This window comes from Kitasatospora sp. NPDC028961, assembly GCF_055564815.1.
Window position 1 is genome coordinate 1 of the sequence record NZ_JBVHVO010000016.1, and the last position, 14,640, is coordinate 14,640.

7 protein-coding genes and 1 rRNA gene are annotated in these 14,640 nt (G+C 72.0%); 6 read left to right on the forward strand and 2 right to left on the reverse strand.

The annotated features are described in order from the left end of the window. Positions 1-83 (forward strand): 5S ribosomal RNA (gene rrf / locus ACZ4UX_RS24640); the annotation flags it as partial. Positions 84-159: 76 nt separating this feature from the next. Beyond that, positions 160-1,029 carry a phosphatase PAP2 family protein gene (locus ACZ4UX_RS24645; protein WP_465708256.1) on the forward strand — a complete coding sequence of 290 codons (870 nt, stop codon included), beginning with the start codon at positions 160-162 and terminating at the stop codon, positions 1,027-1,029. 82 nt (positions 1,030-1,111) lie between these two features. On the opposite strand, the gene ACZ4UX_RS24650 is transcribed toward ACZ4UX_RS24645, so the two are convergent. Continuing rightward, positions 1,112-1,675, reverse strand: coding sequence for an acetate uptake transporter (locus tag ACZ4UX_RS24650; RefSeq protein ID WP_465708257.1), 564 nt, complete (start codon positions 1,673-1,675; stop codon positions 1,112-1,114). A gap of 288 nt (positions 1,676-1,963) precedes the next feature. Then, on the reverse strand, positions 1,964-4,525 hold the full coding sequence (locus ACZ4UX_RS24655) for a SpoIIE family protein phosphatase (protein ID WP_380393229.1): 2,562 nt from the start codon (positions 4,523-4,525) through the stop codon (positions 1,964-1,966). Positions 4,526-4,936: 411 nt separating this feature from the next. Between ACZ4UX_RS24655 and ACZ4UX_RS24660 the strand changes: the two genes are divergently transcribed. From ACZ4UX_RS24660 to ACZ4UX_RS24675, 4 genes are all read left to right on the forward strand, one after another. After that, positions 4,937-9,598 carry a HAMP domain-containing protein gene (locus ACZ4UX_RS24660; RefSeq protein ID WP_465708258.1) on the forward strand — a complete coding sequence of 1,554 codons (4,662 nt, stop codon included), beginning with the start codon at positions 4,937-4,939 and terminating at the stop codon, positions 9,596-9,598. A 341-nt stretch (positions 9,599-9,939) separates the two neighbouring features. Further along, positions 9,940-10,575: a response regulator gene (locus ACZ4UX_RS24665; protein WP_329489804.1), complete on the forward strand. Its 636-nt coding sequence runs from the start codon at positions 9,940-9,942 to the stop codon at positions 10,573-10,575. Between the two features lie 123 nt (positions 10,576-10,698). Beyond that, positions 10,699-13,407, forward strand: coding sequence for a DNA translocase FtsK (locus tag ACZ4UX_RS24670; RefSeq protein ID WP_465708259.1), 2,709 nt, complete (start codon positions 10,699-10,701; stop codon positions 13,405-13,407). 274 nt (positions 13,408-13,681) lie between these two features. Continuing rightward, positions 13,682-14,545 (forward strand): helix-turn-helix domain-containing protein, encoded by an 864-nt coding sequence (locus ACZ4UX_RS24675; RefSeq protein WP_352297597.1) that lies wholly within the window; start codon positions 13,682-13,684, stop codon positions 14,543-14,545. Positions 14,546-14,640 lie beyond the last annotated feature (95 nt).

Below are 14,640 nucleotides of genomic sequence, written 5' to 3' on the forward strand. Positions count from 1 at the left end.
ACATTCCGAACCCGGAAGCTAAGCCTCACAGCGCCGATGGTACTGCAGGGGGGACCCTGTGGGAGAGTAGGACGCCGCCGAACAATCATTCCAAAAAGACCCCCTCCCGTTCGGGAGGGGGTCTTTTTGCGTTAACGTCTCCCCAGCACAACCCGCTCGGTGGAGAGGCGCGAACCGTTGCAGAACCTGACTCTTACCTGGCAGTCCGCCGGGGGCGCCGCGGTCGCTCTCTACGGAGGCGCGTACGCGGCCGCCCGGGTGCGGCGCGCACCGCTGTCGGCGCTGCTGCGGGAGGCCGGCACCTTGCTGGCGCTGTTCGCGCTCTGGCAGCTGGTGGGGCACCTCTCGCTGATGAGCGCCGAGCACGCGCTGGACCGGGCGAGCTGGATCCACCGGACGGAGCTGGCGATCGGCCTGCCGGACGAGGCCTCCTGGCAGGCTGCCGTGACCTCGTGTCCGGCCGTGGTGAAGGCGGCGAACTACTACTACGCGTCGATGCACTTCACCGTGATGATCGCGGTGCTGCTCTGGGTCTTCGTGCGGCACCGGGCCCGCTACCCGTGGGTGCGGAACACGGTCGTGATCACGACGGCGATCTGCCTGGCGGTGCAGTTCATCCCGGTGGCGCCGCCCCGGATGCTGCCGCAGGAGGGGTTCGTCGACGTCGCGGCGGAGTACGGGCAGTCGGTGTACGGCGGCGCGGTCGGCGGGATGGTCAAGGTCGCCCAGCTGTCGGCGATGCCGTCGGTGCACGTGGCCTGGTGCGTGCTGGCGGCGGTCGCGGTGATCAGGGTGTCGTCGAGCCCGCTGCGCTGGCTGGTGGTCCTGCACCCGGTGCTGACTGTCGCGGTGGTGGTGGTCACGGCCAACCACTTCTGGGCGGACGGCCTGGTGGCCGTGGTGATCCTGCTCTTCGCGTACGCGGTCCAGGCGGCCTGCGGCCGCCGGCGGGCCCGCCGGGCGTCGTCCGCTCCGGACGCCGCGGTGGCCGGAGCCCAGGCCGGGGAGCACGTCACCACCGGGAGCTGACCGGGGCGCGAGCACCACGGGCCGGTGGGCCGGATCTCCCTTTCCGGGGAGGTCCGGCCCACCGGCGTTCGCGCGTCGGGTGTTACTTGACCGGCAGCGCCACCCGGCCCCACGCGCTGTTGGTCATGGCCGCGGTGGCCCAGTACCAGGCGACCAGCCCCGAGGCCGCGGCGACCCAGCCGGCGAACTTGGCGAGCCCGCCGGAGGTGGCGAAGGTCGCGATGGCGGAGAGCACCAGGGAGACGGTCAGCAGGCCGTACACCGCTCGGCTGAACCAGCCCGCCTTCCAGCTCGCGGCGGTGAGGGTGAGCGCGAGCAGGGCCCAGAGCAGCAGGAACAGGCCTGCCGCGTTCTTGCCGGCCCCGCCGGCGGCCGACCAGGTGGCCCAGAAGGCGCCCAGGCTGGTGAAGGCCGTGCCGGTGAAGCCCTCGCCGGCCCGGAGCTGCCAGAGGCCGGCGATGAACAGGGTGAGGCCGCCGAGGAGGTGGGCGAGACGGGCGGAGTCCCCGACCCCGGTGCCACTGAAGATGCCAGTGGAGAGGAGGCCGTAGGCGAGGAGGGTCAGGCCGAGGGCGAGGTAACCGAGGTTCCCCGCGTCGGCTCCGGAGGAGCGGGCGTTCAGTGCCCCGGTAGCTTCGTTGCTCACCGGAGGCTCCTTTCACTCTGGGCGCGCGCAGGGCGCTGTGAACCGCAGGAGGATGTTCGATGAGGTGGATGCGCGCGACCGCGCCGAGGGCGCACCACAGGAGGGTGCGACGGCTGCGGTCAGAATGATGGGCCAGCGTGAAGAACTGCTGGTCGTGTCCCCGCCGGGGGATTCCCCGGTGAGATCGGTGTACCCGGCCGGACCAGCTTGTACCCTTGTGAATCACACAATTTGTGGCGTCGTCAGCTGTGGAACGCTCATGGTTGGACCCTGGGTGAGCAGACTCGGTCAGCCCGGGCGCTGGGTGGGGACGCGCAGGGTGAGGATCGCCATGTCGTCGGACGGCGGCTCCGGCGCGAAGCGTTCGACCGCCCGCTGCACGCGCAGGGCGACCGCACCGGCCGTCAGCCCGGTACAGCCGGTGAGCACCTCGGCCAGGCCGTCGTCGCCCAGCATCCGCGACCCCTCGCGGCGTTCGGTCACGCCGTCGGTGACGCAGAGCAGGACCTCGCCGGGGGAGAGTACCAAGTGCTCCGCGGTCAGGTCGAGTTCCTCCATCACGCCGAGCAGCGGCTGCGGGGTGGCGGCCCGGTCGACCTGGCCGTCGGTGCGCAGCCGCAGCGGCAGCGGGTGGCCGGCGCAGACCATGGACAGTTCGGTGCTGCCGTCCGGTCGGGGGGTGAGCTCGCCGTAGAGCAGGGTGAGGAAGCGGCTGCGCGAACCCTCGTCCAGGATGGCCGCGTTGAGCCTGCTGAGAACCTGCGGGGCGTCCAGTCCCTCGCGGGCGAGCAGCCGCAGCGAGTGCCGGGCCAGGCCGGTGACGGAGGCGGCCTCGGGACCGGTGCCGCAGACGTCGCCGATGGCGAAGCCGTAGGTGCCCTCGCGGATGGTGAAGAGGTCGTAGAAGTCGCCGCCGACCTCGTTGCCCTCGCCGGCGGCCTGGTAGTACACGTCCACCTCGACGCCCGGGATCTCGGGCAGGTCCGGGGGGAGCAGGCTGCGCTGCAGCGCCTGGCTGGTGGCGGTGCGCTCGGAGTAGAGGCGGGAGTTGTCGAGCGCGAGGGCGGCCCGCCGGGAGAGGTCCTCGGCGAGTTCCAGGATCTCCTGGCGGAACCGGACGCCGGCCGGGACGCCGAGCGCGAGCAGGCCGATGACCCGGTTGCGGGCGGCCAGCGGCAGGACCACCGTCTCACCGAGCAGGCCGGAGAGCTCGGGGTTCGCGGAAAGCCCGCCGGTCCGCGCGGTCTCGGCCGGCGCCGCCCAGAAGCGGGCGCCGTGAGTGGGTCCGGAGTCCGGGGCGGGTGTCTTGTCGAGCAGGGCGCGCAGCGGGTCGATGCGGTCCTCGTCCTCGTGCAGCACGAAGGCGAGGGAGGCCGGGGCGCCGTGGTCGCCGTTGGTGTACACGGCGCACCAGGAGGCGAGAGTGGGGACGGCCATCTGCGCCATCAGGGCGAGCGTCTGCTCGTGTTCCAGCGTGCCGGCCAGCAGGTCGGAGGCCTCGACCAGGAAGGAGAGCGAGCCGCGGCGCAGCCGTTCGAGCTCGGTCAGCCGGGTGCTCTCGATGGCCAGGGCGACCCGGTCGGCGGCGAACTGCAGGCGCAGCGCGTCCTCGTTGTCGTAGCGGCCGGGCGCGGCGGCGGCGATGCCCAGCGAGCCGATCAGTCGGCCCTCGACCTTGAGCGGGACGGTGAGCAGCGAGCGCATGCCGCTGTCGCTGAGCACCGGCAGACCGGTCGGCCGGGTGGCGAGGTCCTCGTGGACGGACGGCAGGCGGGCGGAGTCGTAGCGGTTGCCGGTGCCGACCGGGAAGCGGGTGTGGCGGCGGTGGCCGGAGGTGAGGCCGGTGGCGGCCCGGACCTCGAACTCGGTCTCGTCGTCGGTGGTGAGCAGCAGGTAGGCGGCGTCGCCGTCGAGCAGGTCGCGGGCGCGTTCGACGGTGCGCTGGAGCAGGGTGTCCAGGTCGTCGGTGGCGGTGGGACCGGCGAGCAGGTCCAGCCGGGAGCCGGTCGGGTCGGGCTTGTCGCCGGGCAGCGCCCGGGCGGGCGAGCGGAGCACCGCGCGGTCGGGTTCGAGGACGAGCAGGCAGAGCGTGGACGGGACGCCCACGGCGTCGCGGATGCGGACCTGCAGGCCGTAGACCTCGACGGTCCGGCCGTCGGCGTGGCGCAGGCCGTAGCTGCCCTCCCAGCGGGCCAGCCGCAGCGTCGCGGCCAGCCCGAGCCCGGTGCCGGGGCCCTGCGGCCAGACGGCGAGGTCGGCCCAGGGGCGGCCGAGCACGGTGTCGGCGGGGTGCTGGAAGAGCGCCTCGGCGTCCGGGTTCCAGGCGAGCACGCGGCCGTCGTCGTCGAGCTGGACGACGGCGACGTGGACCGGTCCGGCGCTGCTGGGCAGTTCGCTGCCCGGGGTGGCGGGGACGGCGTAGCGGGTGCCGGTGACGTGGGCGGGCAGGGCGAGCCGGAACCAGACGGTCTTGCGGCCGGCGGAGTACTCGACGCCCCAGCGTTCGGCGAGGGCGGAGCACATCAACAGGCCGCGGCCGCCTTCGCCGTCGGGGTCGGCGTAGCGCTCGGAGGCGGTGACGGGGACGTCGGCGAAGGACGGCAGGCCGCGCTCGGGGTGGTGGTCGGTGACCTCGATCCGGACGGTCTCCTCCTCGCGCAGGCAGCAGACCTCGGCGGCGGTGCCGGCGTGCACCACGGCGTTGGTGACGAGTTCGCTGACCAGGACCACGGCGTCGTCGACGATCTCGGGCAGGCCCCAGCCCAGCAGCGCGTCCCGGACGAACGAGCGGGCGGCCGAGGCCGACCGGCCGACCGGTTCGAAGGTGGCGGCTGCGCGCGCGGTGACCACGTTGCCACTTCTCCTCTGCTCTGGCCTGGCTGCCCGGGTGCGGCGGCGACCTCCCCGTGGGCGCCGGCGGGGTGAGCGGCGGCGCTGGGGCGGGTCGTGGCCCGGTGCAGCGCCCCACCCTACTTTCCGGTTGGTTCCCCGTGGGGGCGGGGCGCCGAAACAGGCACCTGAGGGTGATTCTGCCCACCTGTTTCGGTCGGGGCGGTACCAACCGAGCGCAACCGGCCGTATACCCGGCGCCGGTGCTGCCAGACTGGGGGGTCCGTGACGCCCGTGGGAGCAGTACGGTCGATGCGGGTTCCGGTGGTCCGCGAGGTCACCGGGACGCTGTAGCGCCGACCGGTGTGACTTCGCGCCCCGAAAACGGGGCACGGGGGATCACCGGACAGTTCACGATCTGGGAGGGGCCCGTTGAGTTCGGCCACCAAGGACGCAACCGGTACGACGCCGCCTGCCCAGCGCGGTGTGCGGCCCGGGGCCGCGCCGCGGAGCGCGGCCGGCCGGCGAGCGAACCACAGCCGCGGAGCCGAGCCGGCGGAGCTGCGCAAGCTGCTGGCCGCGCTGACCGCGATGCGCGACGGCAACTTCCGGCGGCGGCTGACCGTGCCCGGCGACGGTCCGCTGGCCGAGATCGCCGCCGTGTTCAACGAGGTCGCCGAGCGGAACCAGCACCTGACCGGTGAGCTGGCCAGGGTCCGGCGCGCGGTGGGCCGTGAGGGCCGGCTGAACGAGCGGCTGGAGACGGGGGCGGGCGAGGGCGCCTGGATGGCGGCCGTCGACAACTGCAACGCGCTGATCGACGACCTGGCCCGGCCGATGGCCGAGGTGGGCCGGGTGCTGGCCTCGATCGCCGAGGGCGACCTGGACCAGAAGATGGAGCTGCGCTCGCTGCACAGCAACGGGGTGAGCCACCCGCTGCGCGGCGAGTACCTGAAGATCGGCCGGACGGTCAACGGGCTGGTGGACCAGCTGTCGGAGTTCACCGACGAGGTGACCCGGGTGGCCATCGAGGTCGGTACCGAGGGCAAGCTGGGCGGCCAGGCCAAGGTGCGCAGCGTCTCGGGCAGTTGGAAGGACCTCGCGGACTCGGTCAACACGATGGCCGGCCGGCTGACCGCGCAGGTGCGCAACATCGCCCAGGTGACCACGGCGGTGGCCAAGGGCGACCTCTCGCGCAAGGTCACGGTCGAGGTGGCCGGCGAGATGCTCGAGCTGAAGAACACCGTGAACACCATGGTGGACCAGCTGAACGGCTTCGCGGCACAGGTCACCAGGGTGGCCCGGGACGTGGGCACGGAGGGCCGCCTGGGCGGCCAGGCGCAGGTCCCGGGCGTCGCGGGGGTGTGGCGGGACCTCACCGACTCGGTGAACTTCATGGCCGACAACCTGACCGGCCAGGTGCGCAACATCGCGCAGGTGACGACGGCGGTCGCGCGCGGGGACCTCTCGCAGAAGATCGAGGTGGACGCGCGGGGCGAGATCCTGGAGCTGAAGAACACCATCAACACGATGGTGGACCAGCTCTCCGGCTTCGCCGAGCAGGTGACCCGGGTGGCCCGCCAGGTCGGTACCGAGGGCCGCCTGGGCGGTCAGGCGCAGGTGCCGGGCGCCGCCGGGGTCTGGCGGGACCTCACCGACAACGTCAACTTCATGGCGAACAACCTCACCGATCAGGTGCGCAACATCGCGCAGGTGACGACGGCGGTGGCCAAGGGCGACCTGTCGCAGAAGATCCAGGTGGACGCGCGGGGCGAGATCCTGGAGCTGAAGAACACCATCAACACGATGGTGGACCAGCTGGGTGCCTTCGCCGACGAGGTGACCAGAGTCGCCCGGGACGTCGGTACCGAGGGCATCCTCGGCGGTCAGGCGAGCGTGCCGGGGGTCTCCGGCACCTGGAAGGACCTGACCAACAGCGTCAACCTGATGGCCAACAACCTGACCAGCCAGGTGCGCAACATCGCGGAGGTCACCACGGCGGTCGCGCGCGGCGACGTCTCCAAGAAGATCACCGTCGACGCCCGCGGCGAGATCCTGGAGCTGGTCACCACCGTCAACACCATGGTGGACCAGCTCTCGGCGTTCGCCGACGAGGTGACCCGGGTGGCCCGCGAGGTGGGTACCGAGGGGATCCTGGGCGGCCAGGCCCGGGTCCGCGGGGTGTCGGGCATCTGGAAGGACCTGACCGACAACGTCAACTTCATGGCGTCCAATCTGACCAGCCAGGTGCGCAACATCGCCGAGGTCGCCACCGCGGTGGCCCGCGGTGACCTCTCCAAGAAGATCGACATCGAGGCGCAGGGCGAGGTCGCCGCGCTGGCCGGCACCCTGAACACGATGGTCGACCAGCTCTCCGCCTTCGCGGTGGAGGTGACCCGGGTGGCCCGCGAGGTCGGCACCGACGGCATCCTGGGCGGCCAGGCCGGGGTGCCGGGCGTGGCCGGGATCTGGAAGGACCTGACCGACAACGTCAACCTGATGGCCAACAACCTCACCGGGCAGGTCCGCAACATCGCCCTGGTGATCACGGCGGTGGCCCGCGGCGACCTCTCGCAGAAGATCGACGTCGATGCGCGCGGCGAGATCCTGCAGCTCAAGACCAGCATCAACACCATGGTCGACCAGCTCTCGGCGTTCGCCGACGAGGTGACCCGGGTGGCCCGCGAGGTGGGCACCGACGGGCGGCTCGGCGGGCAGGCCCGCGTCCCCGGCGTGGACGGCACCTGGCAGGACCTCACCGAGTCGGTGAACGAGCTGGCCAACAACCTGACCCGGCAGGTGCGCGCGATCGCCCAGGTCGCCACCGCGGTGACCAGGGGCGACCTCTCGCTGCGGATCGACGTGGACGCGTCCGGTGAGCTCGACGAGCTCAAGGACAACATCAACCAGATGATCGCCAACCTGCGCGAGACCACGCGCACCAACCAGGAACAGGACTGGCTGAAGACCAACCTGGCCCGGATCTCCGGCCTGCTGCAGGGCCGTCGGGACCTGGAGGCGGTCGCCTCGCTGATCATGACCGAGCTGACCCCGGTGGTCTCGGCCCAGCACGGCGCGTTCTTCCTGGCCCAGCCGGCCGGCCGGACCGCCGAGCTGATCACCGAGGACGACGACGAGAACGACACCGTGCTGCGGCTGATCGGCAGCTACGGCTACCAGCGGCGGGCGATGCCGACGACCTTCCGGCCCGGCGAGTCGCTGATCGGCCAGGCGGCGGTGGAGAAGCGCTCGATCATCCTCAAGGAGGCCCCGCCCGGGTACCTGAAGATCGCCTCGGGCCTCGGGGAGGCCTCGCCGGCCCACATCGTGGTGCTGCCGGTGCTGTTCGAGGGCCGCCTGCTGGGCGTGATCGAGCTGGCCACCTTCAGTTCCTTCACCACCGTCGCGCTGGACTTCCTCAACCAGATCGCCGATCTGATCGGCGTCACGGTCAACACCATCAGCGTCAACACCAAGACCGAGGGCCTGCTGCTGGAGTCCCAGCGGCTCACCGCCGAACTCTCGATGCGATCGGCCGAGTTGGAGGCGCGCCAGGAGGAACTGGAGCGGACCAACGAGGAGTTGCAGGAGAAGGCCGAGCAACTCGCCCAGCAGAACCGCGACATCGAGATCAAGAACAGCGAGATCGAAGAGGCCCGGCAGGTCCTGGAGGAGCGCGCCGAGCAACTCGCCCTGGCCTCCCGCTACAAGAGCGAGTTCCTCGCCAACATGTCGCACGAGCTGCGGACCCCGCTCAACTCGCTGCTGATCCTGGCCAAGCTGCTCTCCGACAACAACGAGGGCAACCTCTCGCCCAAGCAGGTCGAGTTCGCCGACACCATCCACGGCGCCGGGTCGGACCTGCTCCAGCTGATCAACGACATCCTGGACCTCTCCAAGGTCGAGGCGGGCAAGATGGACGTCCGCCCGTCCCGGATCGCCCTGGTGCAGCTGGTCGACTACGTGGAGGCCACCTTCCAGCCGGTCGCGCTGGACAAGAACCTGGACTTCGCCGTCCGGGTCTCCTCGGCGCTGCCGGTCACCCTGCACACCGACGAGCAGCGGCTCCAGCAGGTGCTGCGGAACCTGATCTCCAACGCGGTCAAGTTCACCGACTCCGGCGCGGTGGACTTCTCGATCAGCCCGGCCGGTCCCGACGTCCCGCAGCACGTCCGCGAGCGGCTGCTGGAGGCCGGCGCGATCAAGGGCCCGGACGACCCGCTGATCGCCTTCTCGGTCTCCGACACGGGCATCGGCATCCCGGAGAACAAGCTGCGGGAGATCTTCGAGGCGTTCAAGCAGGCCGACGGCACCACCAGCCGCAAGTACGGCGGCACCGGTCTCGGGCTCTCGATCAGCCGGGAGATCGCCCGGCTGCTCGGCGGCGAGATCCACGCCGAGAGCGAGCTGGGCGCGGGCTCGACGTTCACCCTCTACCTGCCGCTGCGCACCGACGGCGGGGAGGTCGCGCCGCCGTCCGCGCCGAACGCCCCGACGATCCGCGCCGCGGTCGGCGTCACCCCGGCGGGCACGCCCGTCCCGGTCGGCGAGAACCCGGCGGACCACTGGGCCCAGGAGGTCCGCGAACTCGCGGAGGAGCGCCGCCGCGGCGCCGTGGAGCGCCGTCGTGCGGCCCTGGAGGCACCGATCGAGGGCCGGCTGCCGTCCGGCGGTCCGGCGGCCCACCAGCCGTCCCGGGTGGACACCCGCTTCGACGGTCAGCAGGTGCTGATCGTGGACGACGACGTCCGCAACGTCTTCGCGCTCACCAGCGTCCTGGAGCAGCACGGGCTGACCGTGCTGTACGCCGAGAACGGCCGTGAGGGCATCGAGATGCTGGAGCAGCACGAGAACGTCGCGCTGGTCCTGATGGACATCATGATGCCGGAGATGGACGGCTACGCGACGACCGAGGCGATCCGCCGGATGCCGCAGTTCGCCGGGCTGCCGATCATCGCGCTGACCGCCAAGGCGATGAAGGGCGACCGGGAGAAGTCCCTGGAGGCCGGTGCCACCGACCACATCACCAAGCCGGTGGAGACCGACCACCTGCTCACCGTGATGCACGAGTGGCTGTCGGCGCGGAAGTCCTGACGCGGCCCTCCGCGGCCGGGCCCGCCCCCCGCCGCCCGGTACCCCACCGGGTCGTGGGGGCGCGAACCCCGGAGCCCGCTCCGGGGTTCGCGCCTTTCGGGGCGTGCTTTGCTGGCGGGGAGGGCCGGGAACCCGGTAGGGTCACCGATCGTTGCGAACAGTGACCGGATGGCGACTCGCTGGTGAGCGTGCGCCGGGGCACTGGGTGCGCGTTGCCCCGGACCAGGTTTGCGACGGGGCGGTGTGCCGGGCGAGGGGGTGCGGCTAGCATGACCGGGGTAGTGGTGGGCAGTGTGCGAGTGCCTTCCCCAGGCAGGCAGGCGACAGGAGGGCGGGCCGTAATGCAGAAGGCGAAGATCCTCCTGGTCGACGACCGGCCGGAGAACCTGCTGGCGCTGGAGGCGATCCTCTCGGCGCTGGACCAGACGCTGGTACGGGCGGCCTCCGGCGAGGAGGCGCTCAAGGCGCTGCTCACCGACGATTTCGCGGTGATCCTGCTGGACGTCCAGATGCCCGGGATGGACGGCTTCGAGACGGCCGCCCACATCAAGCGGCGCGAGCGCACCCGGGACATCCCGATCATCTTCCTGACCGCGCTCAACCACGGGCCGCACCACACCTTCCGCGGCTACGCGGCGGGCGCGGTGGACTACATCTCCAAGCCCTTCGACCCGTGGGTGCTGCGCGCCAAGGTCTCGGTCTTCGTCGACCTCTACATGAAGAACTGCCAGCTCAAGGAGCAGGCGGCGCTGCTGCGCCTGCAACTGGAGGCGGGCGGCGAGCAGCCCGCCCTCGGCGGTGCGCTGCTCGGCGAGCTGTCGGCGCGGCTGGCGTCGGTGGAGGAGCAGGCCGAGGCGCTCGTCAAGCAGCTGGACGGCACCGAGGACGGCGGGGTCGCCGCCACCGCGGCGCATCTGGAGCGCAAGCTGGCGGGTCTGCGGCGGGCCCTGGACGCGTTGCGTCCTGGGGTGGAGTAGCGGCCGCCCGCGCGCACCCGTCCGGGTGAAACCGGGGCGGTGTGACGGTGTGTCTGCGACACGGCGGGGCGCCCAGGCTCGGCACGTGGGCACAGCTGGTCGGCCCCGGTAGGCTGCTGAGCCATGGCCACACGTACGCCCGGAAGCGCGGCACGCAACCCGAGTCCGGGACCGTCCAAGAAGGCCGCGGCGAAGGCTCCGGCCAAGCCGGTCGCGAAGAAGGCGGCCGCCAGGAAGGCCGCCCCGGCGAAGAAGGCGGCGGCCAAGCCCGCGCCGCCCGCCCCGCCGGCACCGAGGCCGATACTCTTCCGAGCCGTCCGGGCCGTCTGGCTCGGCCTGGCGCACAGCGTCGGCGCGGTCTTCCGCGGCTTCGGCGACGGCGCCAAGAACCTCGACCCGGCGCACCGCAAGGACGGCGTGGGCCTGCTGCTGTTCGCGCTCGCGCTGGTCACCGCCGCCGGCACCTGGTTCAGCCCGCAGGGCTGGCTCGGCGAGGCGGCCACCAACGTGGTCTCCGGGCTCTTCGGCCGGCTGGACGTGCTGGTGCCGTTCCTGCTGGCCCTGGTCGCGGTCCGGCTGATGCGCCACCCGGAGCTGCCGGAGGCCAACGGGCGGATCATGATCGGTCTGAGCGCCCTGGTGGTCGGCGTCCTCGGACTGGTCCACATCGGCTGCGGCGCGCCCATGATGGGCAGCGGCGCGACCCGGATAAGGGCGGCCGGCGGGATCGTCGGCTGGGCCGTCTCCACCCCGATGATGGCCGCCGCCGGGCCGCCGCTCGCGGTGCCGCTGCTCCTGCTGCTGGCCTTCTTCGGCCTGCTGGTGACCACCGCCACCCCGGTCAACCGGATCCCCGAACGGCTGCGCGCCGCCGGGGTGCGGCTCGGCGTGGTCGAGCCCGGCCCGCAGGACGCCTTCGCCGAGGGGCGTGCGCCGGAGCGCGAGTTCTCCACCGAGCCGCCGGAGGACGCGGACCCCTCGGCGCTGCCGTACCGCGTCGAGATCGACGGTCTCGCTCCGCCGGACGAGGTCGGTGCCCGCCGGCGCCGGCGCCGCCGCAAGCAGCTGGACGACCCGGAGCTCACCTCCGGCGTCCCCGACCTGCTCGCGAAGGACCCGTTCGGCGGGGACCCGGTGGACCCGTACGCCACCCGCGACCTGGCCGCCGGGGCCGCCGCGGACCTGGACGGCGCGCTGGTCTACGGGGTGCCCGCCTCCTCGGCGGTGGCGGACATGATGCACCAGGTGCAGGACCGCACCGCCCCGCCGGAGGAGGCCGCCGTGCCGCCCGCCCGCAGCGGCGGCCAGGCGGCTCCCGAGGAGCACGGCCCGGCCCCGGTGCGGATGGAGCAGCTCCAGCTCTCCGGCGACGTCACCTACGCGCTCCCCCCGCTCGACCTGTTGGAGCGCGGCGGCCCGGCGAAGGCCCGCAGCGCCCTCAACGACGAGGTGGTGGCCCAGCTCACCGGGACCTTCGGCGAGTTCAAGGTGGACGCCAAGGTCACCGGCTTCACCCGGGGGCCGACGGTCACCCGCTACGAGGTCGAGCTGGGCCCGGCCGTCAAGGTGGAGCGGATCACCGCGCTCGCCAAGAACATCGCGTACGCGGTGGCCAGCCCGGACGTGCGGATCATCAGCCCGATCCCGGGGAAGTCCGCGGTCGGCATCGAGATCCCCAACCGGGACCGCGAGATGGTCAACCTCGGGGACCTGCTGCGCTCGCGCACGGCCGCCGAGGACACCCACCCGATGGTGGTCGGGATGGGCAAGGACGTCGAGGGCCACACCGTGATGGCCAACCTCGCCAAGATGCCGCACATCCTGGTGGCCGGCGCGACCGGCGCCGGCAAGTCGTCCTGCATCAACTGCCTGATCACCTCGATCCTGGCGCGGGCCACCCCGGACGAGGTCCGGATGGTGCTGGTCGACCCCAAGCGGGTCGAGCTGACCGCGTACGAGGGCATCCCGCACCTGATCACGCCGATCATCACCAACCCCAAGAAGGCCGCCGAGGCCCTCCAGTGGGTGGTGCGCGAGATGGACCTGCGCTACGACGACCTGGCCGCGTTCGGCTTCCGGCACGTCGACGACTTCAACGCGGCGGTGAAGGCCGGCAAGGTGACCGCCCCGCTGGGCAGCGAGCGCGAGCTGACCCCGTACCCGTACCTGCTGGTGATCGTCGACGAGCTGGCCGACCTGATGATGGTCGCCCCGCGCGACGTCGAGGACTCGGTGGTCCGGATCACCCAGCTGGCCCGCGCCGCCGGCATCCACCTGGTGCTGGCCACCCAGCGGCCCTCGGTGGACGTGGTCACCGGTCTGATCAAGGCCAACGTGCCGTCCCGGCTGGCCTTCGCCACCTCGGCGATGGCCGACTCCCGGGTCATCCTCGACCAGCCCGGCGCAGAGAAGCTGATCGGCAAGGGCGACGCGCTCTTCCTCCCGATGGGCGCGAGCAAGCCCGTCCGGATGCAGGGCGCGTTCGTCACCGAGGCCGAGATCGCCGCCGTCGTCCAGCACTGCAAGGATCAGCTGACGGCGGTCTACCGGGACGACGTGACGGTCGGCGGCGGGCCGAAGAAGGAGATCGACGAGGAGATCGGCGACGATCTGGACCTGCTGATCCAGGCCGCCGAGCTGGTCGTCTCCACCCAGTTCGGCTCCACCTCGATGCTCCAGCGCAAGCTGCGGGTCGGTTTCGCCAAGGCGGGCCGGCTGATGGACCTGATGGAGTCGCGCGGGATCGTCGGCCCGAGCGAGGGCTCCAAGGCCCGCGACGTCCTGGTGAAACCGGACGAGCTGGACGGCGTGCTCATCGCCATCCGGGGCTGACCGGCCGCCCCGGACGGTGCGTGCCCTTGCGGGTGTTCACTCGTTCGGAGGAGGGTAGGCGCGGTGCGCGGAACCGATCGAACGTGCACCGCGTCACAGGGCGCAAGAGCGGCCTCCGGGTTCGTCGGCCCCCGTCCTGACTGTCGGTCAGTGGACGATCGGAACCGTGCCCGGATGGGCGTGCGCATTCGGTCCTGCTCCGCTTGAGAAACGATCCTCCTCCGCCCCTAGACTGTTCTCCAGCAGGTGGCCATCCGCTCGAAAGGCGTGCACCGTGACCATCGGCAAGTCCCCCGATCGCGAGAACGCTCCGTCCTCCGCCGAGCTGTCCGGCGAGCCGGACCACGCGGCCGATGCCCCGAGCATCGGCCGGGTGCTGTCCGTCGCCCGGATCGACGCCGGACTCACGGTCGATCAGGTGAGTACCGCCACCCGGGTCCGGGTGCCGATCGTGCATGCCATCGAGGAGGACGACTTCGCCCGATGCGGTGGCGATTTCTACGCCCGGGGCCACATCCGGGCGATCGCCCGGGCGGTCGGCGTGGACGGCGAGGCACTGGTCGCCCGGTACGACGCCGCGCACGGCGGGGCCCCCGCCGGCAAGCGGCCCACCCAGCTGATCGACAGCGGGCCGATCAAGGTGCCCGGCCGCGGCCGCCCGAACTGGACGGCCGCGATGGTGGCCGCGATCTTCGCGGTGGTCGCCCTGATCGGCTTCAACCTGGTGAGCGGCAAGACCGGCGGCTCGACCACCGGCTCGGCCAGCGCGCCGCTGCCCAGCGGTTCCGGCACCGGCTCGGTCGCGCCCGTCGCCTCACCGAGCGTCCAGCCGCCGGCCCCGGCGCCCAGCGCCGCGGCGATCGCGGCCGCCCCGGCCGACAAGGTCACGGTGAAGCTGGTCGCCGAGAAGGACACCAGCTGGGTCTCGGCGCTGGACGGCAGCGGCAAGTCCCTGTTCCAGAACAACATCGAGGAAGGCCAGGACCAGACCTTCACCGACCCGAAGCAGATCAAGCTGGTGATCGGCAACGCGGGTGCCGTGCATGTGTACGTCAACGGCAAGGATCTCGGTCCGGCCGGGAAGAACGGCCAGGTGGTGCACGTCACGTACACCCCCGGCGACCCGCAGGCGGGCTGATGGCAGGGGCCGTGCGCCCCGGTGAAGATCTGGTAATCCGAGGCGCGCGGCCTCCGGGGCGAACGGCACCGGAGGCCGCGCGTTAATCTTGGCCC

What these genes read in the sequence shown, in the direction of transcription:
- ACZ4UX_RS24665 (WP_329489804.1), top strand. Translation starts at nt 9,940, where the DNA reads ATGCAGAAGGCGAAGATCCTCCTGGTCGACGACCGGCCGGAGAACCTG.
- ACZ4UX_RS24670 (WP_465708259.1), top strand. Translation starts at nt 10,699, where the DNA reads ATGGCCACACGTACGCCCGGAAGCGCGGCACGCAACCCGAGTCCGGGA.